Raw genomic sequence first — 22,205 nt, 5'->3', positions numbered from 1 at the left:
CAAGCGCAGCATGGTCGAGAATACCGTCTTCCGGTACAAGACGATCATCGGTCGAAGTATGCGAAGTCGAACCTTCGATGGACAACGAGTCGAGGTACAGCTGGCGAGCAAGATCCTCAACACGATGGCCCAGCTTGGGATGCCCGCAGCTACCGCGTGGAGTGACTCCCGCTCGGGGGAGGGGGGATCTGCCTTGAGTGCCGAGCCATGCACCAACGCCGCTTCGCGTCTTCGTGGAAGGCGTGGTGATCGAGTAGTCGAATCTGCTCGCGCTCCGCTGACCTGCGCTGCATCTTGAGCGCATGAGCGAAGCTATCGCCCGCCTGAACGCAGCCCTCGAAGGCCGCTACCGCATCGAGTCCGAACTCGGTGAGGGCGGTATGGCGACCGTCTACCTCGCCGAGGACATCAAGCACGGGCGCAAAGTCGCGCTGAAGGTGCTGAAGCCGGAGTTGGCGGCAGTCGTCGGAGCCGAGCGGTTCCTGGCCGAGATCAAGACGACCGCCAACCTCCAGCATCCGCATATTCTGCCGTTGTTCGATTCCGGCGAGGCGGACTCCTACGTGTTCTACGTGATGCCGTACGTGGAGGGGGAGAGCCTACGGGACAGACTGGACCGCGAGCATCAGCTTCCCGTGGACGACGCGGTGGCTCTCGCCTCGAAGGTTGCCGGTGCGCTTCAGCACGCGCACGAGCATGGGATCATTCACCGCGACATCAAACCAGGCAACATCCTGCTCCAGGACGGTGAGCCGGTCGTGGCAGACTTTGGGATCGCGTTGGCCGTAGGAGCCGCTGGAAGTAACCGACTGACTGAGACCGGCCTGAGCCTAGGCACTCCCTATTACATGAGCCCGGAACAAGCGACAGGCGATCAGGCCGTAGGGGCCTCCACCGACACGTACGCTCTGGGGTCCGTTCTGTACGAGATGCTGGTCGGTGAGCCGCCCTATGGAGGCAGTACCGCTCAAGCGGTGCTCGGCAAGATCATTTCTGGCAAACCGGTATCAGCGATGGAGGAGCGCCCAACGGTTTCGGCGAACGTGGACGCCGCGATCAGGAAGGCGCTGGAGAAGCTGCCAGCGGATCGGTTCACTTCGGCGCAAGAGTTCGTAAGAGCACTGGGGGATGAGCACTTCCGGTATGGAGAGGCTGTTGCAGGACTGGCGGGTGCCGATTCGGGTCTGTGGAAGCGGCTGAGTATTGGGCTCGCGACTCTGGCGGCAGTGTGCACGATCGGTCTCGGCTGGTGGATCTGGTTCGGAGGCGGATTACGCTCGGCCTCGGTCGAGCGATCCATCGCAGTCCTTCCGTTCGATGACCTGAGCCCCGAGGGCGACCAGCAATACTTCGCCGATGGGCTGTCGGAGGAGATCATCTATGCGCTGACTCAGATCGCGGGCCTGAACGTGGCGGCTCGTACCTCCACGTTTCTCCTTGCGGAGCAAGGCGCCGACATCGCGACGGTGGCGAGCACACTGGGCGTGGCTAACGTTTTGGAGGGCAGCGTCAGGAAGTCTGGTGACCGACTAAGGATCACCGCTCAGTTGATCGAGGCCGAGAGCGGATTCCATCTGTGGTCTGAAACCTTCGACCGCGAACTCACCGACATCTTCGAGATCCAGGACGCGATAGCGAGAGCGATCGCAGAGCGTCTCCAGGTCACAGTGATGGCAGGCGACCAGACCCCGCTCGCACGCCACGGCACTGAAGACCTCGAGGCATATGAGCTCACCTTGCAGGGTCGATTTCACGCCAACCAGCTGTCCCAAGAGGCCCTCGAGCAAGCGATCGACTACTTCGATCAGGCGATCATCCGGGATCCTCGGTATGCGCCGGCGTATGCTGGGAAGGCCTTCGCGTACGGTAACCTTTCCGCCCTCGAATATCTTCCGCCGCTCGTTGCGATGCCTGAGACGAAGGCAGCGGCGCGACGAGCCATCCAGCTCGATAACAGTCTCTCTGCGGCCCACACATGGCTGGGATTCGCCTACTTGTTCTTTGACTGGGATTGGACCGCCGCGGAACAGGAGCTTGTGACGGCGTTGGAACTGAACCCGAATTCCGCTGAAGCACACCTGGTGTACACGGCCTATCTCGCCAGCCAGGGACGGATGGACGAAGCGGTCAGCCATGTTCGGCGGGCCCAGGAGATCGATCCGAAATCGATCATGGTCTATGCGGGCGGGTCTGGTACCCAGTGGACGTTTTTGATGGCACGGCGGTACGCCGAGTCCATCGAGGAGGGGAGGAGGGCGGTGGACCTGGATCCTGAGAACTCCTTTGCCCACGCTCATTTGGGGCTCGCGCTAGTGGAGAACGGCGTGTTTGGGGAGGGCATCACAGAGCTTGAGAAAGCGACCCGCCTGGAGGATGCCCCCATGCTCAAGGCCTTCCTGGCGTACGGGTACGCCGAGGCCGGCCGGGAGTCCGACGCCAGAGCGCTTCTGAGCGAAGTGGAGGAAATCTCGCGGGAGCGTTACACCTGCGCGTACGAGATCGCGGTCGTCCACCTATCGCTCGGTGACGAGGACGCCGCGATCGAGTGGCTGGACAAGGCGTTCGAGGACAGTGCGGCTTGTATTCCGCTTCTGAACGTCGATCCCAGGCTCGACAACCTGCGCGACGACTCCCGCTTCCAGGAGCTTCTGGACCGCGTCGGGTTCGAGTCGTCCGCCGTCCGCGCTGAAATCATTGGCGTTTGACCGCGACGGATGGAGTGAGCGTCGAAGGGGCGATCCCCTGGCTGCGGATCTTGGCGGAAGGCGTGGTGATGCTCGGCTCGATCCTGGTGTAGTGGGGTCTGCTCGCGCTCTGCTGACCTGCGCCGCATCTTGAGCGCATGAGTGAAGCCATCACCCGCCTGAACGCAGCCCTAGAGGGCCGCTACCGTGTCTGAGACACGCCAGATAGGCCCCTACAAGCTGCTTGAGCTTCTCGGCGAAGGCGGGATGGGGGAGGTGTGGCTCGCCGAGCAGTTGGAGCCAGTCAGGCGGCAAGTCGCCCTCAAGATCATCAAGCTAGGGATGGACACAAAGCAAGTCGTCGCCCGCTTCGAGGCCGAGCGTCAAGCCCTAGCCGTCATGGACCACCCCAACATCGCCAAGGTGTACGACGGCGGTGCCACGCCCGAGGGCCGTCATGTTTCTCTACATGTTCGGGCTGCTTCGGTGCACCGTTTTCCACCCGACTCGCGAGCGGGGATCTAGCGATCTCTGCCGCGGTAGGCGCCTGGTCCGCCCGTACCAGGCCTACCGCCGCCGATCCGCGCTAGAGCGCCATCTTGGGGATCTCGCAGGGGTCATCGGTGGCGTCCTGTTCCAAAACCCAGCTGATCGTTAATCCGTGAGCTTGCAGGGGATTAGGTTGCGCCCTCCACGCCATTCTCGGTCGACATGGCGCATTTTGGAACCGACGAGTTGAGGGATATTGAACACGCCTTTGCAGATGTTCGACCGGCCGACTTCTTCACGGTATGCCACCGAGCAACGGGAAGTGATCTACGACTTCGATGACGTGGGCGGATTCGTGATGTAGCCGGGTTTCTTCTGACCGCACCTCGTCTCGCCAGTGTGCGACACTTCGGGGGTGTCTGGAGCAGCCCGCCAGCTTCTCGGCTCAGGCTCGCTTCGGAAGCCGTCGCGTGGTTGCCAGGCCGGGGAGGTGCGTTCATCGTGTTTCACGGCTCGTGGGACCGGGCGGCAGCGTCTACATCTCGAACGGCAAGCCCGGCCGAATCTGGAGAGTGATGTACCCCGGCGCCTGAACTCCCCAACCCAACCCGCTGCAGACTCACGACTTGACGCTAAACCGGGCGCGCGCTGCCGCGAGGCTCTCGAGGCTCCCGATGTCGTACCAGGCACCCTCGAGCGGGCTCGCATAACAGGGAACGCGCTGCACGAGCCACGCTAGGAAGTGGCCTGGAGCGTCCGGATTCCCGCTCTCCAGGTATTCGTCGAGGAGCGCCAGATCCTGTCGGGGAAAGAAATAGACGGCGATGGCGCTGAGGTCGGTCTGCGGGTCGGCGGGTTTCTCGCGGAGCCGAGTGACCCGCTGGTCCTCGCCCAGCGTGACCTCGTTGTATGGAGAAGGTCCCCCGTCAAGCTTCACTCGCCGCACGAGCATCGTCGTTCGGCCACGTGCCAGGAACTCCCGATGAGCGTCCCTGAGGTCGACCTCGAAGAGGTTGTCACTCGCCAGAACAATCGCGTCCTCATCCTCCAGCGGCACCATCTTGAGCGCGAATCTCAGGTCACCGATGGCGCCCAGGCGATTCTCATGCGACGTCGTTTCATCGTTCAGGAGCGTGAACCGGACCCAGGGGTCTTGCGTCTCGAGCCAACACTCGAACCGATCAAGGAATCGCTTGTTGGTGACGATGACGACTTCGGTCAGTCCGTCCAACACGCGGAGGCGACCCATGATGTGCGTGAGAGTCGGCGCTCCTCCCACCTCGAGCAGAGTCTTCGGGATATCTCGGGTGAGCGGATACATGCGCGTCGCATAACCCGCGGCCAGGACGTACGCCTTCACGCGACCCTCGGGCGACATGTGTGGACCATGGCTCGGAGTCGAGGACAAATTCCCGTTTTGTGTCGGAATATGGTATTCTCGACCATGCTGCGCTTGCTATAGCCTGAGGAGCTGTGCCACTCGCGCCGCCCGAGTTCTCGGATCGAGCGGATGTTCCGGTTCCTCTCCCTCAGGGCAGCCGAGGGCTCCGGATTCAGCTGGGCGTTACGTCCAAGCGGGATGAGCACCCGCACCGCCCGTCCTTCACCTTGCTCATGGGCCGCTTCGTAAACCGCCTTGCTGTCGTACGCACCGTCGGCCGAGACCGATGCGAGGGGATCAGTAATTTGCTCAAGCAAGGCTGGGACCTGGGTACAGTCATGCGTCCGGCGAGCGGTCAGATCCGAGGCGACGATGAGCAGGTGGATCGGTCGACCCGTGGCGAGCGTGCGAAATCCAATGACACGGAGGGTCTTGAGCCGCCGAGACAGCGTGGTGTGATCGCCGATCGGGAGATCGATCTCGAAGAACTCTGCTAGGCAGCGCAGGAAGCCCTCGAGCCAGACTATCACGTCGCCACGCTTCTGCAGTCCAGCCTCGTATTCAGCCCAATTCCGCACCCGATACCGAGGCTTCGCGTACTTGTACTGACTGCGCTTCGGATACTTCACGGGTGCTGACTCCGGGTCTGGGGCTTCGCGTCACTTTGAAGCTACAATCGGGAGCCATGCAGCAACGCCGGGCGTGCTTGCTGCCCGCCCGCCGGGCGGCCCGAGTCGATCCGGTGACAGCGTTCAGAGCTGATTGAGGGCCGGGCTGGCGGGGCCAAGCCCCGCCGCCCATTCTCGGGCTTCCCAGCAATCTCCCAAGATCCGGTACATGAAGCGTTTCGGGGTGCGCCAATGCTCAGTGACCTCGCGGCCATCGTTAGCGAGCAGCTAGTGACGGGATGCTAGGCTCTTGAGCCACATCCGCGTCCGTACGGGTGTCGACCGGGTCCTCGCGGGCGGGGCCGACCACCTACGGGGAACTGCCTGCGGGCTGATCGTGCATCCGGCGTCTGTGACATCGGAGCTGACCTTCTCGGCTGACGCCCTGCTCGCGGCAGGCTTCGACGTGCGTGCGCTCTTCGGACCCCAGCACGGGGCGCGCGGAGAAAAGCAGGACAACATGATCGAGTCGGAGCACTACGTCGACCCGGTGACCGGCCTCCCCGTTCACTCGTTGTACGGCGAGGTCCGAAAACCCACCCCCGAGATGCTGCACGGTCTGGACGCGATCCTCTTCGATCTCCAGGACGTGGGGGTCCGCGTGTACACCTTCGTGTGGACGATGGCGCTCGCGATGCAGGCGTGCGCTGAGGCCGGTGTGCGCTTCGTGGTACTGGACCGCCCGAACCCCATCGGGGGCGATCGCCGCGAGGGTCCCGTGCTCCGCCCGGGCTTCGAGTCCTTCGTGGGCCTGCATCCCGTGCCGCTCCGGCACGGGCTCACGTGCGGAGAGCTGGCGCTGTGGCTCAACGATGTGCGCGGCATCGGGTGCGAGCTCGAGGTCGTTCCTTGCGAAGGGCTCCGCCGGCGGATGAGGTGGCGCGACACCGGACTACCATGGGTGATGCCGAGCCCCAATCTACCTACGGTCGACTCGTGCGAGGTCTATCCTGGCACGGTGCTGGTCGAGGGCACCAACCTCTCGGAAGGGAGGGGCACGTCACGGCCGTTCGAGCTCGTCGGCGCCCCGTACCTGGATGCCCGTGCCTTCGTCGAACGACTCGAAGGGTACCGTCTTCCTGGAGTACGATTTCGCCCGTGCTACTTCGAGCCGGCGTTTCACAAGCACGCGGGCACGATGTGCGGCGGCGCTCAACTCCACGTCCTCGATGCCCAGACGCTCGAGCCGATACGGACGGCGGTGGCTCTCCTCAGCGCCGCGAAGGAGCTGGCCCCGGACGCGTTCGCGTGGCGGGACCCGCCGTATGAGTACGAAGAGACGCTCGCTCCTATCGACATTCTCTGGGGGCACGACGGATTGCGTGCCGGTGTGGATTCCGGCGCGACCGTCGATGAAATCCTACACGCTGTCGAGGGCGAGCTCGCCGACTTCGACGACAGCGTCGCGCGCTTTCTGCTCTACGAGTAGCAGTCGGCGCGCGACGCGGTTAGGCCGCTAAGAGCAGGCGGCGCTCCTCGAGAGCACCGACTCGATCCTCAGATCGAGTATGTCGCCGGGGTCCGCGTTAATGGTGCGCGTGGTGCACTTCGGGCCCGCCAGCAGGTCGATCTCGATGCGCAGAGGCTCGCTGAAATCCCATGGGATCTCCAGCACGGCCTGCTGCTTACCGGTGACGACGCCGAGGTGCTGGCGCGAACTCAAGCCAACAGCGTACAGCCGCGCATCCATGAAGTTGTCGTTCTGCACGTGAATACGGATCATCTCCTCCCCGACGGGCTCGCGGGTGAAGAGTTGTCCACGCTCAACCACTCGTCCGGGTGTCGCACAGGCCGCGATCGCTACGAGCGCGGCGAGCGACATCAGTGTCTTCCTCATCATCATCTCCTCACCTCCGGAGCCAGCCACCGTTTCATAATACGACGCATCTAGGACGGAAGTAACCACAAGCGGTGGGCACTACTATGCCTGCGAGCCGCACTTGTGACGAAACTGGGGAGCTTGACGAAACTGGGGAGCTTGAAGAATAGGCGGTGCACCCCCATTCTGCGACTATCCCGGCGCGCTCGAAGCCGGGTCGCAGCCTTGGATGGCCTCGATGTACCGTGTGCGCAAGCTCATCCGCGAAATCCATCGCCGGTCGGTGTGGCACGTACTCGGCGTCTATCTCGGGATGTCTTGGCTCCTGCTCATCGTGGTAGGCCTGCTGACCAACTTTGCGGGTCTGCCGGATTGGACGCCGAAGATGGCGCTCGCGCTGCTGGTGATCGGATTCCCGATCGTCACAGCGACAGCCTTCATTCAATCCGGTGTGCCGGGCCTCACCGCGGATCCTCACGAAGAGATCCACCCGGACGATGTTGTGGGGAAGACTCCGGCGGAGGTCCTCGTCGTGCCCCAGGCGCACCCGATGTACGGGTCGGGGGTCTTCACGTGGCGGAACTCCGTTCTGGGCGCGGTGGCCGCGGCCGGCCTCCTGGGTGGTTCAGTGGTCGCATATCTGACGATGTGGACCCTCGGCATCGGACCGGTCGGATCTCTCGTGGCGCAGGGCATTCTGGACGAGGGGGACGGCGTGCTGCTGGCCGAATTCGAGAATCGTACTGACGACGCGGCGCTTGGGGCCGCCGTGACAGACGCCTTCCGCGTGGACTTCTCTGAGTCACGGGTCCTGACGCTGGTAGGGGCCGCCACGATCTCTGAGGGGTTGCGGAGGATGGGTCGGGATCCGGGGGTGTCGCTCACGCCGGCCGTCGCGCGCGCGCTGGCGGAACGAGAGGGCATCAAGGCCACGGTGGAAGGCGAGATCTCCCGTGAGGGCGACGGTTATCTCCTCGTGGCGAGGTTGGTCTTGGTGGTGAACGGCACGTCACAGGCGCAGTTCAGCGAGAGGGCGGACGGAGACGGCACGCTCCTCGACGCGATCGACCGGCTCTCCGCTCGTATCCGGGAGAGGGTGGGCGAGTCCCTCCGAAGCATCCGCGCTGCCGAGCCGCTCGAAGAGATCGCTTGCTCAGCGATATCCCGCGCCCGCGGTGCGCCTGACGACGAGCTCGCTCAAGGCCTTGAAGCACTATGCCGAGGCCGTCCGCCTACGCCTTGACGAGACCCCTTTGCTTCAGTTCTTCGTCGAACGCGACGAGATCGTAGTCGTCCTCGAATCCGATCTTGTCGAGCGCCGGGAGGTAGCGGTCGAAGTTGGCTTCGCCCGCTGTGAGTTCGCGGTCGAAGAGCGCGAGCTCGCGTTCCCCGGCCTCGATGGCCGAGTCGCTGGTAGAGAAGACGATCTCCCCCAGCGTCCGGTTTTCGAGCTGCAGCTTCCTGCGTACGGTCTCACTGGCCCTGAACTGCTGGCGGAGGGCCGGGAAGCGGTACCGCGTATCTCCGGTGTCGTCGATCACGACCTCGGCGTCGAGCTCGGCCGCCAACGCCTGAATCGCCGCGTCGACGTCCAGCCGCTTGACGACCTGCGACTTCAGCCGGGAGGCCACGTGCTCGTAGGCTTCGGTCGTGCCGACGTCACGCTCTCCGTCCAGCGACCGGCTGTAGACCAGACCGAGCAGTACCCGACGGATGTTCTGCTTGTCCCGCCGTTTATTCTCTCGCATCACTCCCCACATGCGAAGGAAGGGGACTCCATAGAAGACGACGCTGAAGACGAGAGGTATCAGGACGAGCCCGACGAATGCGGCAGGACCACCGATTCCGAGCCGAGGGAAGATGAACCAAGGCGCGGTCGCGGCTGCCACCAGCGTGAAGCCGTTCATGCCGGCGACGATTGCGTTCGAGCTCGCGGTATTGCCGGTCAGCTCCTGCTTGTGCTCTAGGCGCAGCCACGCTGGGTTCGGCTCGCGTACCTTCGCGTCGTGGGCGCTGAGCATGAGTCCCGGGAAGGCGTACACGAGTTCGCCGTCCGGCGAGACCGCCGCCTCGCCGTCGTAGGCGCCCAGTAGCCGTCCCATCTCGTCCTCGGCCTCCGGGAACGTGAGCGCGGTGTGCTCCACGAGCTCGGCCGTCGTGATCACGCCATTGCGGGCGCGGATGAGCCTGATCGTGCTCCGATCGAGCTGCTTCTGAGTCGGCTTCGGCTTGTCCGGGCCAAAAACGAACGCGAAGACCTTCTTGTAGAAGGGCGGGCGGTCTTCCTTGGCGAGCGAGCTCTCCCAGCGGTGGCCGTAGTACGGCCGTCCGAGCCTCCACCGCGGGGTCCAGATGTAGTACCAGAGCCAGAAGTTGCCGAAGTGGAAGTGGCCATGACCCCTACCTCTCCGTCCTCCCAACAGTCCGCCCCCTCGGGAGCTGCTGTTCCTGTTCGCGAGAAGTGCCGCGATCACCAGCGCCACGAAAACGAGAAAGTAGACGACGAGCACGATCACGATCGTCGCCTTGAAGCCCTTCGTGAACAGATCGGTCGCCGTGCGCTTCACGCGGGCGAGCACCGGCTCTGTTCCGCGGACGATCAGATTCTCGTCGAACTCGTAGAGCAGTTCGCCGGAGTCGGAGACCGCGAGGTGCCCTTGGTGCGACTCCAAGAGCACCTTGAGCCCCGAGCGCACGTCGTCGCCGGGCAGGCCGGAGTCCGCCATGACATCTCCCACGGTACCTCGGCCTTGCAGGCGCCGGAGTGAGGCGAGGATATCGGCTTGATGCTCGGCGAGTATGAGCGTGCTCACGGCCAATCCATTGGGGTTCGGGAGCGTGGAGTGTTGACTGCTACTACGATCTCGTCTCGGAGATCCTTCCACCTCCCTCGATCAACGCGACCACTGCCTCGCTCGCCGCGTCTTTGGTCGCCATCGCCAGTCCGACATAGACTGCCGTGGACAGCCCCATCGCCGGGAAGATCTCGTGTAGGATCTCAGAACCCGGGACGAGATCCCAGGCCAGGAGCACGACAATTCCGGTCACGAAGGAAGCGATCACGACGGTGCCGTTCCCGCGTTTCCAGTGCAGTCCCAGCACCAATGAGGGGAAGAAGCATGCGCCGTAGACTGCCCCGCTGAACGCGGTCAACTCCACGATACCGCCCAATGGGTTCAGCGAGATCAGCATCGTGATGAACGCGAAGAGCGCCACCCAGCCACGCGTCCAGAACATCTCCTGTTCTTCGCTGCGGCCGGGCCGGGCGATGCTTACCAGGTCGCGCTCGGTGGTCGATGCCATCACGAGCAGGACGCTGTCGAGCGACGACATCGCGGCGGCGACCATCGCGACCAGCAGGAACGAGCTCGTGCCCCGCCCGAAGACCTCACTGAGCAGGTTCGGGACCACGAGGTCCGTGTCTGCGATGCCGTCGGGGAAGATCCGCCGCGCGTACATCCCGACCGGGATCAGCAGCGAAAAGACGACAGCGAAAGTCAGAGACGACACCCACATGCCTGTCCGGATCGCCTTGTCGCTCCCCAGCGCGAAGAAGCGCGACAGCTGACGGGGCTCGACCGCGAACTTCACGAGACCCGCGACCATAGTGCCGATCAGGACCGGGACCGCGACGCCCCCTCCCCACGTGAAGAGCGCTTCGCCGCCTGGCTGCGTCCTAACTTCAGCGATCGCACCCAGGCCGCCTGCCGCGTTCACCGTCCCGAAGAAGAGCAGCGCCGCGGCAATGATCATCACGACACCCTGGACCGCGTCGGTCTTCACGACGGAGATGAAGCCGCCGATCATCGTATAGGTCATGACGATGAAGAACACGATGACGATCGAGATCTTGTACGGGATATCGAGGAAGACTTCGAGCAGGTTGCCGATGCCCTTGAAGACCGCGGTCATGTAGAAGAGCGAGGCCGCGATGACGATGAGCGCGGCGAAGACCCGGGCCGGCGTGCTGTTGAAGCGAAAGCCGATGAACTCGGGGATCGTCAACGAGTCCATAGCCGCGGTGAAGCTGCGCAACCGCGGAGCGACGACGATCCACGCGAAGAGGCAAAAGGCGACCGACGTGGGGATGAACAACAGCCAGGGCAGCCCCCAATCGTACGTGCGGCCGCTGAAGCCCACGAACGAATTCGTGCTCGCGTACGTCGCGAAGAACGAGAGACCGATGATCCAGCCGCCCATGCTGCGGCCGCCGACGTAGTAGTCGGCGAGGTCTTTGGTCTTCTTGTTCCCGCTCCAGGCGTGATGCGCGAGTATGACGGTGTAGAGCGCCATGAGCGTGTGCACCATCCAGTACTCGCGCAGGTTGCCCAGCACGGCGTCGATCATTCGCTCTCCAGGGCGCAGATCATGATCAGTCGGTCGGGAGGTTTTCTAGACGCCCCACTAGACTCTGCGCCGGAGGCCGGCGCAAGCCGTGTTGCGCGGAGCCCGTCAGACGAGCTCGTATGCGGAGCTATTCGACGTCGGGCGCGTCGAAGAGCTCGCACACCGTGAGTTTTATGACCTTTCCCATCGCGTTCCTCGGCAGGGCGTCCACGAGCAGGACCTCTTTGGGCACCTTGTAGGGCGCCAGCCGGTCCCGAGCGAACCCCCGCAGGGCTTCCGCTTCGAGTGGATGGGCCGGATCGCAAACGACCGCCGCACAGACGCGATCGCCCCAGTCGGCGTCCGGGACGCCGACGACCGCGCAGTCCACGACACCCGGGTAGGAGCGCAACACGTCCTCGATCTCGAGCGCGGATATCTTCTCCCCACCCGTCTTGAGGATGTCCACGCTCGAGCGTCCGAGGATGCGATACGCGCCGTCCTCGACCACGGCGTGGTCTCCGGTGCTGAACCAGCCCAGGTCGCCGAACGCTGCGCGTGTCTCGTCCTCACGCTGCCAGTAGGTCGAGAAGACTGTTGGCCCTCGCACCTGGATTTCCCCAGCGGCACCTGCGGCCACGCGGCTGCCGGCTTCATCCACGAGGCGGACGTCGACACCGGGTAGCGGCTGGCCCACGTGGCCCGCACGCCTCTCCCCGTCGAGCGGATTCGAGAGCGCCATGCCGATCTCGGTCATGCCATAGCGCTCGAGCAAGCGTTGCCCGGTGATCTCCCGCCAGCGCTCGAGCGTCGGCACTGGAAGTGCGGCCGAGCCGCACACCATCAGTCGGCAAGCCAGTGCGCCGGCGCTCCAAGCCTCTCTCGTCCGTGGGTCGGCACGTTCCCACGCTTCGATGAGCCGCCGGTATACCGTCGGCACCGCCATATAGAGCGTGCAATCGCCCCGGGAGAGGCGTTCCCACACATCCACCGCGTTGAAGCGCGGCAGGATCTCACAGGTGGCTCCGTTCCAGAGCGCCGAGGTGAGGACGTTCGTGATCCCGTGCACGTGGTGCAGGGGCAGGTGCAGTAGGATGTGATCGTGCTCGCTCCAACCCCACGCCCTACTTAGCGACTCAAGTTGGGACTGCAGGTTGGCGTGCGTGATCACGACGCCTTTGGGACGCCCCGTGGTGCCGGAGGTATAGAGCATCATCGCGGACCGGTCCCCAGCCGACTCCGGCAGGACTCCGATCGGTCCTTCGGCGAGCAGCGCGGGAGTCTGTAACACGGTCAGCCGCCGCTCCGCCGCGACGTCCGTGACCCGGTCGAGCAGCTCTGGATGTACGACGACGACTTCGGGCTGGGCGTCGTCGAGCACGTAGGCGAGCTCTGCCGCAGGATGAGATGTCGCCAGCGGTACCGCGAAGCCGCCGGACCGCCATATGCCCCACTGGACCGAGACGTAGTGCCAGCCTGGAGGTACGAGGAAGCAGACCCGCTCCGAGTGCAGGTCGTCGCGTCCGGCGAGCAGCCGCGTGGCGACTCGGCCGGACGTATCGAGCAACTCCCCGAATGTGAAGACCCCTTCAGGGGCTACGATTGCCGTCCTGTCGCGAATCCCGGCGGCACGCTCAAACAGGGGTAGAGTCAACGCGGGCGCTACCGCCTTCGCATCATGAAGAACAGTCCGATGATCGCGAAGCCGATCACCGCCTTGATAATGGCGTCGTGATCCCACTCACCTCGTTCGCTGGGCTCCCGTGCACGGATCTCCTGGTCCCGATGGATGGCGCAGAACCGTGACTCACCTCGCGCATCCCTCTTGCACCGGTCTCCCTTCTTCGTACTTCCACTGCACTGAGCCACGGTTCACCTCCTACAGAGTGTCCAGTGCATTCTACTACGGATCTGACCCCGTCGTGGTTCACCTTCCAGCCCTTCGCGTAGATTCCGGCCATGCCCTACATCGAGCAGATCGCCGTCGAAGACGCCACCGGGTGGCTGAGGAAACAGTTCGAGACAGCCCAAGAGCGCGCGGGCCGTGTGTGGCACATCGTGCATGTCATGAGTCTCAACCCCGGCACGATGGATGCGTCCCTACGGTTGTACGGCGCCATCATGTTCGGGGCCTCGCCGCTCACCCGGTGGCGACGAGAGATGCTCGCCGTCGTCACGTCCCAGTTGAACGATTGCTTCTACTGAACGCAGGCGCACGCGCACGACCTCCGGGAAGAGGTCACGGAGATCCTCGCCACCGACGCGGCTGCGGACGCCTTTGTGCACGCGATCAGCCGCGGTTGGCGTGACGCCGACCTTGATGAAGCCGATCGTGCGCTCTGCGCATATGCGGAGAAGCTCACACTCCATCAGCACGATATGGAAGGCGAGGACATCGAGGTCCTGCGCTCGCACGGGTTCGACGACACCGCGATCCATGACGCTACCCAGATCGTGGCTTACTTCAACTACATCACGCGCGTTGCTGATGGGCTGGGCGTCGAACCGGAAGACTTCATCCGACTTTGGGGTGTGGACGACGCCTGAACAGCCAGTTGACCCCTGCCTATATTCGTTGGCATGGAGACCAAGAGACCCACGAGTCCGGCCGCGGAAGAGATTCTGGGCGGCTATTTCCCCGCGCTCGATCATGGGTTCGTCGCGCTCGTCGACTACATGGGCACGGACTCGGACGTCGAGAGGGCGGCACGCGTCAGCTACGGATACGGCACACGGAAGGTGTCGGCCACGCGCGGGCTCGTGCGGTACTTGCGTCGTCATCGACACACGACGCCGTCGGAGATGGTGGAGTTCAAGTTCCACTGTGCGATGCCGATGTTCATCGCCCGGCAGTGGATACGACATCGGACGGCCTGCTTGGCGGAAGGGACCGAGGTCTATTTCGACCTACCGGGCGGAGTGGCCCGCCGAGGGAACCAGCTCTACAAGCTCCGCGTGGAGGATATCTGGGAGCGCTTCCAGCCGACCGAGAACCGGAGTCGCGCGGACAAGCAGCGCAATCCGTTCCACAGGCGTGACCGCGTGCGGGGCATGAAGCTCCGTCAAGTGAACGAAGACTCGCTCGAACTCCAACACACGCGGGTTGTCGATGTGTACCGCAACGGACGGAAGCCCGTGTTCCGGATGACGCTTGCCGACGGCAAGCAGATTGAGGCCACTGCCGACCACAGGTTCCTGTTCGCGGAGGGCTGGAACACCCTCAAGGGTGCCGCGGGTGTGCGGGAACGGGGCGGCCGGGCCGTCTGGGACTCGGGAGACCACTTCCTATACGTCAACGGTGCGGCCGAAGAGCGACCGTTGCTGTACCGTGACCCGGTGTGGCTCCAGCGGGAGTACCGGGGTCACAGGCGCCCGATCAGCGACCTCGCTGAAGCCTGTGGCGTTTCGTACCACACGATCCGGAAGTGGCTGGCGCGCTACAAGCTGACCGATCGGGGGCGAGGGCGATTCGCAGAAGCCCACGTTCCGTGGAACAAGGGCCAGACGTACCGGCTCGGGCCCCGCGAACTTTCGGAGGAGTGGATCACAGCAAACCGCAGGGTCCGGTCCGGCTCTGCTTCGAACTTCTGGCGCGGCGGCCGGACGACGGGACGCGACTCGATCGGTCGGTGGACAACCGAGGTCGCGGCCAAGGTCCATGCAGCGAACGGATGGACGTGCCAGCTCTGCCACACGCGGGCGTCCGAGCTGCATTGCCATCACATCGTGCCGGTTTGGGCCGACCTCGGGCGCGCACGCGACATCGAAAACCTCACGACGCTCTGTGGCGACTGCCATAGGCAGATTGCCGGCAAGGAACTGAAGTACGTCGAGCGCCTCGGAGGAGGAGCCGTAAAGTCGGAGTGGGTGCCTCGCGAGCGTATTGCGTGGAATCGACTGGACAGCGCGAAGCTGGTCCGTATCCTCGACTTCGAGTTCGTCGGCGAGAAGGAGACGTATGACCTGGAGGTCGAGGGGTCCTACCGCAATTTCATCGCGAACGGGATCGTCACACACAACTCCGTAAATGAGTACAGCGGGCGGTATAGCCTCATGCCGCTGTTGTACTACATGCCCGAGCGCGAACAATTCGCGCTTCAGAGCGCTCAGAACCAGCAGGGCAGGGGCGCGGAGGCATCGGATACGCTTTACGCCGACGCTGTCGAGCGCTGGCACCGCCTTCGCGAGACGGCGAGCGACGGCTACACCTGGATGGTCGGCGAGGACGTCGCGCGAGAAATCGCCCGCATCGACCTCCCGCTCTCGACGTATACGCAGTGGTACTGGAAGATCAACCTGCACAACCTGCTGCACTTTCTATCGCTACGTGCAGACCCGCACGCCCAGTGGGAGATTCGGGTCTACGCCGAGATCATCGCGGGCATGGTCAAGCGGGTCACGCCGCTCTCGTACGAAGCTTGGGTGGACTACGACCTCGTAGGACAAACCATGAGCCGCGCGGAGCTCGAGGTGTTGTCACGACTCCTGGTCGGTGGCGAGGACGGGATCTCCGCTCGCACCGGGGTCTCGCTGGGCGCCGATGAGCTCAAGGAAGCGGGACTCTCCCCTCGAGAAGTCCGCGAGTTGGTTGCGAAATTGCAGGCGCCGGCCCGTCCGGACTTCGACCTCGACCTGTCCAAGATGAAGTCGGCGGAAGAGGTCGCGAAGACGATGTTCGAAGCGGTACCGGGGAACTTTGAATAGGCTGGCAAGCTTCTGCCACCGGATGGCGACTACTTCACCCAGACCGTCTTCGTATTCGTGAACTCGAGAATCCCCAACGGGGAAAGCTCACGACCGTAGCCGCTTTCTTTCGTGCCGCCGAACGGCAGCCGCGGATCGGACTTCACGATGCCGTTCACGAAGCAGTTGCCGGCGTCCAAGAGATCTGCCGCGATGCGTTCACCCCGTTTCACGTCGCTGGTGTAGACCGAGGCTCCGAGGCCGTACGGTGTGTCGTTCGCCACCCTGATCGCTTCGTCTTCGTCTGCGACAGGGAGGATCGCGGCGACGGGTCCGAACAGCTCCTCCTCGTATGCCGCGGTCCCGGATCCGACGTCCGCGAGCAGCGTGGCCGGATACCACGCCCCGGGCCGCTCGGGCACGCAGCCGCCCATGACGAGGCGTGCGCCGCCTGCGACCGATCGCTGTACCTGATCGTGCAGCGCGTCCCGCAGATCGATCCGCGCCAGCGGGCCCAGCTCGGTGCCGGGGTCCATGGGGTCACCCATGATCGCTGCTTCCAGGCGGGTCGTGAGCTTCTGCTCGAACGCATCGCGCACCGCATCGACAACGACGAAACGCTTGGCCGCGACGCAGCTCTGACCGGAGTTGAAGAGTCGTGCCAATGCGCAACTCGCGACTGCCGCGTCCAGATCGGCGTCTTCCAGCACCAGGGAAGGGTCGCTCCCGCCAAGCTCGAGCACGCACTTCTTGATTGCGGCGCCGGCCCGAGCCGCCACCGCTCGACCCGCCCGCACGGAGCCGGTGAGACTGACGGCGCGCACGAGCTCGTGCTCGATGACCGCACCGGTCGTTTCGACGTCGATGAAGAGGTTGGCGAAGAGTCCGGCCGGGTATCCTGCGTCGGCGAACAGCGTCTCGAGCGCCTCGGCGCACGCCGGCACGCTCGGCGCGTGTTTGAGCAGGGTCGCGTTGCCCGCAGTGAGCGCCGGTGCAGCGAACCGGATCACCTGCCAAAAAGGGAAGTTCCACGGCATGATGCCGAGCACCACCCCGAGAGGTCGATGCACCCAATAGCTGGTCGAGGCGTCGGTCGGTGCCGGAACCGGAGCCAAGAAGCGCTCGGCGTTCTCGGCGTAATAGTCGCAGACCCAGGCGCACTTTTCCGCCTCGGCGACCGCTTGCCTCAACGGCTTTCCCATCTCGGTGGTCATCAGACGACCGAACACTTCTGCCCGCTCGCGCAACAGCGTACCGAGGGTTGTCAGCCGTTCGGCTCGCTCCGTTACCGGCCGATTCCGCCAACCGAGATGTGCGTCGTGAGCCCGCTCGATGGTCCGCTCCACCTCCGCGGCCGGCGTGTCCGGATAGGTGGCGATCGTCTCCCCTGTGGCAGGGTTCACGGCAACGAAGGTCATGGCGTGTGGCTTGGTCTGGAGGCCCCGGTGCGGAGCCCCTTCCCCGCAAAGCTACTCGGCCCGAAGCGCCTCCACAGGATGCGCCCCGCGGGTTTCACCGTGCAGAGCCGAAGCACGGAAACCAATTGGTCGCTCGCAGGGATTCCTGCAGAGCCGTACGATGAATGAAGCCGTCTCGCACCCCTCGGAGCATGAGCAAAGACCTACCCCTTCTCGGCGCCTCAGCGCTTGGCCACGGTCGCCGCGAGGCGACTGCGGGCTCGACCGTGATCGACGCCCCGGTGGTGCCGCTCACAGCGCTGGACCAGCTCTGGTTCCAGGTCGCTGGCACCGTGTGCAACCTGAGGTGCTCGCACTGCTTCATCTCCTGCTCGCCTGAGAACCACAGCCACTGGTTCCTGGGCCGAGCGGAGGTTCGAGAGCACCTCGCGGCCTCAGCGAGGCTCGGGGTGAAGGAGTACTACTTCACGGGGGGGGAGCCCTTCATGAACCGGGAGATGACCGGGATTCTCGATGACACGTTGGCGATCGGTCCGGCTACGGTGCTCACCAACGCGACTCTGCTGCCGCAGCGAACCGTGGATGAGCTAGCGCGAATTGCGGGCGGATCGATGTACACGCTCGAGCTGCGCGTGAGCATCGACGGCACGACTAGAGAGATGAACGACGCGCTGCGCGGCGAGGGGGCGTTTGAGAGGGCGATGGCAGGAATGGAGCGTCTGGTGGCTGCGGGTTTCCTGCCGATCGTGACCGCGATGCAGACATGGCAAGACCCCGAGACGCCGGAAGTGCTTGCTGCCTTCCGAGAACTACTCGCGGGCATCGGTTACGTCCGTGCCCGCGTGAAGATCTTGCCGCGCTTGCGTATAGGGGCCGAGCAGGAGCGTGCGGGAGGCTACTGCGAAACCGACCGCGTCACGGCGGAGATGATGGTCTCCTACGATGCGGATCTCCTGCTTTGCGCACGGGCTCGGCTCGTCACGGCTCGCGGCATCTGGGTCTGCCCGATCCTACTCGACTCGGAGTCCGGTCGGCTGGGCGAGACTCTGCAGGAGGCCGTGGCAGCTCCCGCGCTGTTGTCGGAGCAGGCGTGCTACACGTGCTATGTGAGCGGCGCGATCTGTTCCAACACGCCCGGATACACCAAGGATTTCTCGTGAACCCGGGTGGAGCCGCTTTTCCGAGCCAGCAGGAGTATCACAGGATCGCCGTCTTCGGTGGGGTCTATTCGAATCACCTCGCGCTCGAAGCCGCTCTGACGGACGCGAAGAGGCGAAACGTCGACGAGGTCATTTGTCTCGGTGACCTCGGGGCCTTCGGCCCTCACCCCGACAAAGCAGCGCGTGTCCTGAGAGACTCCGGTATCCCTGTCGTGTGCGGCAACTATGACGACTCCGTCGCACGCGGACTGGACGACTGCCAGTGCGGGTATACCGACCCGCGCGACAACCAGTTCGCGCGCCTGTCGTACCAGTACACCTTCCGCAATACGTCGCCGAAGCATCGGGCGTGGATGGGCACGTTTCCAAGTGAGCTGCGATTCCAGCTGGGAGCACTTTCCGTGCTAGCGTGCCACGGAAGCCCTCGACAGATCAACGAGTTCCTGTGGGAGTCCACCACGCCGACGCACTTCCTGCAGAAGCTCGCGAGAGACACCGGGGCCGACGTGATGCTCGGCACGCATACCGGAATCCACTGGGAGCGCAGGTGGGGCGATCCGAACGCGTCGCCCTCGGCCAGGCAGGAGTTCGGCGGAGCGTACGTCAACGTCGGGGCGCTCGGGCGACCCGCGAACGACGGGCGAACAGAAGTCTGGTACGCCTTGCTAGAGGCGGAGGGACGCGAGCTCACGGTCGAGTTTGTCCCCGTCAGCTACGACTACCGGGCACTCGCGCTGGAGATGCGGTCCGAAGATCTGCCGGAGGAGTTCGTGCAGACGATCCTCACCGGATGGTGGACGACGTGCCTGGAGATCCTGCCTGGGAAAGAGCGGGCGAAGGGACGATTCTGAGCGATGCCGCGTAGCTGCCGGCCTACTTTGCGCCACAAACGCAGCGAGCGTTAGCCAGAACTTCGCGCATGTGCTGGGCGGGGCGCGTTCGTCGAGAAGCTCTCCGACGTAGGACGCGGTGACGTGCGAAGCACGCTCTGGCCGCTCTTCGGTGCGGTGCTCGCGATCGCGTGCGTCGACGTCGCCAACTTGCTGTTGGAGTAACGGGCCGCCGGCCAGCCCTAGCGACCGTTGCCGCGCCCTCCACTCCCGGACGGGTCTCGTTGCGGCGTCGTGGAGAAGCGTAGAGAGCGGGTTTGACGGACTAGTTCCTTGAAGCGCTCGTCCCGACGCAGGTCGTCCCATACAGGGTCCCAACGCAGTGTCATCAGGCCTCGCTCGGCTTGCTCCAGCGCGACACCGAGATGTTCCAGCGCGGCGGCGTGGTTGCCGGCACCGGCGTACGCCGCAGCAAGCTCCACATCCCTTACGGCTTGCCCCTCGTCCTGAGCCGCCTCGAGGCGATCGATCGTCCAGTGCCAGAATCCGTGCGCACCGTCATGCTCGACCGCATCCCGAAGTCGTACCACGACCTGCTCGTCCGGAGCCCCAGGGGCGCCCGACTGCTGCCACCTGGTCAGGACGGCAACCACACCTGCGAGGTCACCTTCGAACACCTCGGACCTCATGAGCATCTCCCACGCCGGCGCGATATGGGGCGAAGCGGTGACGAGGTCCTCGAGCATCCCTCTAGCCTCCATAAAGCGACCTGAGCCCATGAGCTGGCGGGCCGCAAGCGCTTGCTGCTGGCCGTTGGCGATGCCGCCACGCATGGCACGACGACGAACCTGCTCCTCCAGGCGCCGACCCAGACCGGTCTCCGCGGAGAGCCATTCGGTGTCGAAACTCGAGAGGTTGACGGTAATCGAGTCGGGCATTCCAGGCATCGTGACTACGCGCACTGTGCTCGTCCCTTTTTCAGAGGACGACACAAGCGTACCCTCTGGGCCCACCAGCGGAATCGATCGTTCGATGTAGGAGAACACCTCCATCGCTTCAATCGAATGCGCGTCCATCGCTACCGCTTTCGCGGCCTCGGACCGGGCCATTTCGAGCTCGTGAGGATCTATCTCGCCGTCTTCCATGTCGACCAGGAATCGCGCACCCGCGAGACCCGCCATCGCCGGCGCGAAGTTCGGGTCGTTCTTGAGCGCGTCCGAGAAGTACTGGAAGGCCATGCGGTACCCTTCCGGAGTTCCGCGATCGTACTCCCACTTGCCCATGAGGTAGGCGTCCTCACCGGGCGAGGAGTTCATCGCGGTACGGTCGAACAACTCCTCTTCGTGCTCGCTGTCGATCTCGCGGGCAACCGCGTGAGCGACTTCGGTCTGCAGCGCGAGCGCGTTTCCGATCTCCCGGTCGAATTGAAGCGTCCGGATGTGCGAGTCACTCGCCGCGTGGATGATCTGGAGCGTAATGCGGACCTGATCGCCAGAGCGGTTCACCGAGCCTTCGATCAGCGCGTCCACGCCCAACTCGCGTCCGATCTGTGGCGCCGATTTCGTGGTACCGGCGTACTGCATCACCGAGGTCCGCGACACGACGCGCAATGCCTCGAGCTGACTCAGTTTCGCGATGAGCTCCTCGTGCATGCCGGCCGTGAAGTACCGCTGACTCCCATCGGGCGAGAAGTCCTCGAGAGGGAGAACCGCGATCGAACGAATCGGTACCGAGGGGTCGTACTCCGCTAACTCGAAAGGCGCGTCGTCGCCGTCCTCAGTGCGCGCCTCGAAGACGCCGGTGCTGGCCATGAACACCGTCAACCCTCCCACGACACCGATGGTAACGACGAGAAGCGCGAGCCTGGGGATCAGCCCGTCGGCTGCGCCTCCTTCTGTTCGCTTGATCCCCCCGCCGGTGATATCGAAGATCCATGCCAGTACCACGGAAGGCAGGAAGCCCAGAGCGACGACGATGACGAGGATTCGGAGGGCGAGCTCGCCCATGCCGAATGCGGGGAAAACGATCTCCGCCAACTGCAGGACTACGAAAGCGGCTGCCAGATACCCGAAAGCGAAGCGCACCAGGTGGCGGCGGCGCATCTCGGCAACGAACTGGCTCAGGGCTGAATGCTGGTGCTGGCTCATGATGTCGGTTGGATGCGGCGATCGGAGCGAAAGTTAGGTACACATTGGCTGGTCGCGTGTTCAAAGCGGCTGCTAGAAGAGGTCGGCCAGCGGATTGGAGCTCCGCCGCCGCAGCACCGCTCGAATGCGCAACACGAAACGCGGTGGATCGACGGGCTTGACCACAAAGTCGTCCGCACCCGCCTCGAAGAGCTGCATCTCCACCGACGGGTCGTCCGAACCCGTCGCCACGATCACAGGAAGGGCGGCCGTTGCAACCCGCGAGCGGATATTGTGGAGTACCTCGAGGCCGTGCATCTCCTTCATGCGCAGATCCAGCGTCACGAGATCGAACGGATCGTCGCCGCGAAGCATTTCGAGTGCCTCGGGGCCATCCGCGGCCTCGGCGACCCGGAAACCCTGCTCCGAAAGCATGCTCGAGAGCATGAGGCGCATCGATGCGTCGTCGTCGACCACGAGGATGTGCGGCCCACCCTTGGCTTCGGGCGTGAGCGGAGGCATCTCGTGACGCAGCCCCTCGTCCTCGGGATAGATCTCGCGTACGGCGGCCGCGAGTGATTCGGGCGGAGCTATTTTGAAGTGCACGGTTCGTGACGAGAT

General features: G+C 64.2%; 19 protein-coding genes. 9 read left to right on the top strand and 10 right to left on the bottom strand.

Going from position 1 to position 22,205, the window contains the following annotated elements; genetic code table 11:
- Nucleotides 1-302 precede the first annotated feature (302 nt).
- A complete protein-coding gene (locus IIB36_18310; protein MCH7533695.1) occupies nucleotides 303-2,705 on the top strand; it encodes a protein kinase in 2,403 nt (800 codons plus the stop codon).
- A gap of 186 nt (nucleotides 2,706-2,891) precedes the next feature.
- Nucleotides 2,892-3,209: a protein kinase gene (locus tag IIB36_18305; protein ID MCH7533694.1), complete on the top strand. Its 318-nt coding sequence runs from the start codon at nucleotides 2,892-2,894 to the stop codon at nucleotides 3,207-3,209.
- A gap of 583 nt (nucleotides 3,210-3,792) precedes the next feature.
- On the opposite strand, the gene IIB36_18300 is transcribed toward IIB36_18305, so the two are convergent.
- Nucleotides 3,793-4,533: a nucleotidyltransferase family protein gene (locus IIB36_18300; protein MCH7533693.1), complete on the bottom strand. Its 741-nt coding sequence runs from the start codon at nucleotides 4,531-4,533 to the stop codon at nucleotides 3,793-3,795.
- Nucleotides 4,530-5,183, bottom strand: coding sequence for a transposase (locus IIB36_18295; GenBank protein MCH7533692.1), 654 nt, complete (start codon nucleotides 5,181-5,183; stop codon nucleotides 4,530-4,532). Before IIB36_18295 ends, IIB36_18300 begins: the two co-directional genes overlap by 4 nt.
- A gap of 289 nt (nucleotides 5,184-5,472) precedes the next feature.
- On the opposite strand from IIB36_18295, the gene IIB36_18290 reads away from it, so the two are divergent.
- Entirely contained in the window at nucleotides 5,473-6,651 is a 1,179-nt protein-coding gene (locus IIB36_18290) for a DUF1343 domain-containing protein (GenBank protein MCH7533691.1), read from the top strand.
- Between the two features lie 27 nt (nucleotides 6,652-6,678).
- Here IIB36_18290 and IIB36_18285 read toward each other — a convergent pair whose 3' ends face one another.
- Nucleotides 6,679-7,065, bottom strand: coding sequence for a hypothetical protein (locus IIB36_18285; GenBank protein ID MCH7533690.1), 387 nt, complete (start codon nucleotides 7,063-7,065; stop codon nucleotides 6,679-6,681).
- A 214-nt stretch (nucleotides 7,066-7,279) separates the two neighbouring features.
- On the opposite strand from IIB36_18285, the gene IIB36_18280 reads away from it, so the two are divergent.
- Complete coding sequence (locus IIB36_18280) at nucleotides 7,280-8,284, top strand: hypothetical protein (protein MCH7533689.1); 1,005 nt, start codon at nucleotides 7,280-7,282, stop codon at nucleotides 8,282-8,284.
- On the opposite strand, the gene IIB36_18275 is transcribed toward IIB36_18280, so the two are convergent.
- From IIB36_18275 to IIB36_18260, 4 genes are all read right to left on the bottom strand, one after another.
- Entirely contained in the window at nucleotides 8,274-9,854 is a 1,581-nt protein-coding gene (locus IIB36_18275) for a hypothetical protein (GenBank protein MCH7533688.1), read from the bottom strand. The two genes, IIB36_18280 and IIB36_18275, sit on opposite strands and share 11 nt — an antisense overlap.
- A gap of 43 nt (nucleotides 9,855-9,897) precedes the next feature.
- Nucleotides 9,898-11,388 carry a sodium/solute symporter gene (locus IIB36_18270; protein MCH7533687.1) on the bottom strand — a complete coding sequence of 497 codons (1,491 nt, stop codon included), beginning with the start codon at nucleotides 11,386-11,388 and terminating at the stop codon, nucleotides 9,898-9,900.
- 127 nt (nucleotides 11,389-11,515) lie between these two features.
- Nucleotides 11,516-13,021 (bottom strand): acyl-CoA synthetase, encoded by a 1,506-nt coding sequence (locus tag IIB36_18265; GenBank protein ID MCH7533686.1) that lies wholly within the window; start codon nucleotides 13,019-13,021, stop codon nucleotides 11,516-11,518.
- Between the two features lie 8 nt (nucleotides 13,022-13,029).
- Nucleotides 13,030-13,236: a hypothetical protein gene (locus IIB36_18260; protein ID MCH7533685.1), complete on the bottom strand. Its 207-nt coding sequence runs from the start codon at nucleotides 13,234-13,236 to the stop codon at nucleotides 13,030-13,032.
- 90 nt (nucleotides 13,237-13,326) lie between these two features.
- Here IIB36_18260 and IIB36_18255 point away from each other — a divergent pair, with 90 nt between their 5' ends.
- From IIB36_18255 to thyX, 3 genes are all read left to right on the top strand, one after another.
- A complete protein-coding gene (locus IIB36_18255; protein ID MCH7533684.1) occupies nucleotides 13,327-13,572 on the top strand; it encodes a hypothetical protein in 246 nt (81 codons plus the stop codon).
- Nucleotides 13,573-13,647: 75 nt separating this feature from the next.
- The gene (locus IIB36_18250) at nucleotides 13,648-13,914 is read left to right on the top strand and encodes a peroxidase (GenBank protein MCH7533683.1); all 267 of its coding nucleotides are present in this window, start codon (nucleotides 13,648-13,650) and stop codon (nucleotides 13,912-13,914) included.
- Between the two features lie 33 nt (nucleotides 13,915-13,947).
- Nucleotides 13,948-16,071 (top strand): FAD-dependent thymidylate synthase, encoded by a 2,124-nt coding sequence (gene thyX / locus IIB36_18245; GenBank protein ID MCH7533682.1) that lies wholly within the window; start codon nucleotides 13,948-13,950, stop codon nucleotides 16,069-16,071.
- A gap of 29 nt (nucleotides 16,072-16,100) precedes the next feature.
- On the opposite strand, the gene IIB36_18240 is transcribed toward thyX, so the two are convergent.
- Complete coding sequence (locus tag IIB36_18240) at nucleotides 16,101-17,468, bottom strand: NAD-dependent succinate-semialdehyde dehydrogenase (GenBank protein ID MCH7533681.1); 1,368 nt, start codon at nucleotides 17,466-17,468, stop codon at nucleotides 16,101-16,103.
- Between the two features lie 191 nt (nucleotides 17,469-17,659).
- Between IIB36_18240 and IIB36_18235 the strand changes: the two genes are divergently transcribed.
- Nucleotides 17,660-18,628 (top strand): radical SAM protein, encoded by a 969-nt coding sequence (locus IIB36_18235; protein MCH7533680.1) that lies wholly within the window; start codon nucleotides 17,660-17,662, stop codon nucleotides 18,626-18,628.
- Complete coding sequence (locus tag IIB36_18230; GenBank protein ID MCH7533679.1) at nucleotides 18,625-19,479, top strand: metallophosphoesterase family protein; 855 nt, start codon at nucleotides 18,625-18,627, stop codon at nucleotides 19,477-19,479. The genes IIB36_18235 and IIB36_18230 overlap by 4 nt, the downstream gene beginning before the upstream one ends.
- 221 nt (nucleotides 19,480-19,700) lie before the next feature.
- Here IIB36_18230 and IIB36_18225 read toward each other — a convergent pair whose 3' ends face one another.
- Nucleotides 19,701-21,605, bottom strand: a complete 1,905-nt coding sequence (locus tag IIB36_18225) for a hypothetical protein (GenBank protein MCH7533678.1) — start codon at nucleotides 21,603-21,605, stop codon at nucleotides 19,701-19,703.
- 72 nt (nucleotides 21,606-21,677) lie between these two features.
- On the bottom strand, nucleotides 21,678-22,190 hold the full coding sequence (locus tag IIB36_18220; GenBank protein ID MCH7533677.1) for a response regulator transcription factor: 513 nt from the start codon (nucleotides 22,188-22,190) through the stop codon (nucleotides 21,678-21,680).
- Nucleotides 22,191-22,205: the final 15 nt, after the last annotated feature.

The organism is Gemmatimonadota bacterium (genome assembly GCA_022560615.1).
In the GTDB taxonomy this organism is placed as follows: domain Bacteria; phylum Gemmatimonadota; class Gemmatimonadetes; order Longimicrobiales; family Gaopeijiaceae; genus UBA1138.
This window is presented reverse-complemented; position numbering and strand designations above follow the sequence as displayed.

Excerpts from the sequence above, each read along its gene's own strand:
- IIB36_18285 (MCH7533690.1), bottom strand. The coding sequence starts at position 7,065 with ATGATGATGAGGAAGACACTGATGTCGCTCGCCGCGCTCGTAGCGATC.
- IIB36_18255 (MCH7533684.1), top strand. The coding sequence starts at position 13,327 with ATGCCCTACATCGAGCAGATCGCCGTCGAAGACGCCACCGGGTGGCTG.
- IIB36_18270 (MCH7533687.1), bottom strand. The coding sequence starts at position 11,388 with ATGATCGACGCCGTGCTGGGCAACCTGCGCGAGTACTGGATGGTGCAC.
- IIB36_18310 (MCH7533695.1), top strand. The coding sequence starts at position 303 with ATGAGCGAAGCTATCGCCCGCCTGAACGCAGCCCTCGAAGGCCGCTAC.
- IIB36_18225 (MCH7533678.1), bottom strand. The coding sequence starts at position 21,605 with ATGAGCCAGCACCAGCATTCAGCCCTGAGCCAGTTCGTTGCCGAGATG.
- IIB36_18240 (MCH7533681.1), bottom strand. The coding sequence starts at position 17,468 with ATGACCTTCGTTGCCGTGAACCCTGCCACAGGGGAGACGATCGCCACC.
- IIB36_18235 (MCH7533680.1), top strand. The coding sequence starts at position 17,660 with ATGAGCAAAGACCTACCCCTTCTCGGCGCCTCAGCGCTTGGCCACGGT.
- IIB36_18280 (MCH7533689.1), top strand. The coding sequence starts at position 7,280 with ATGTACCGTGTGCGCAAGCTCATCCGCGAAATCCATCGCCGGTCGGTG.
- thyX (MCH7533682.1), top strand. The coding sequence starts at position 13,948 with ATGGAGACCAAGAGACCCACGAGTCCGGCCGCGGAAGAGATTCTGGGC.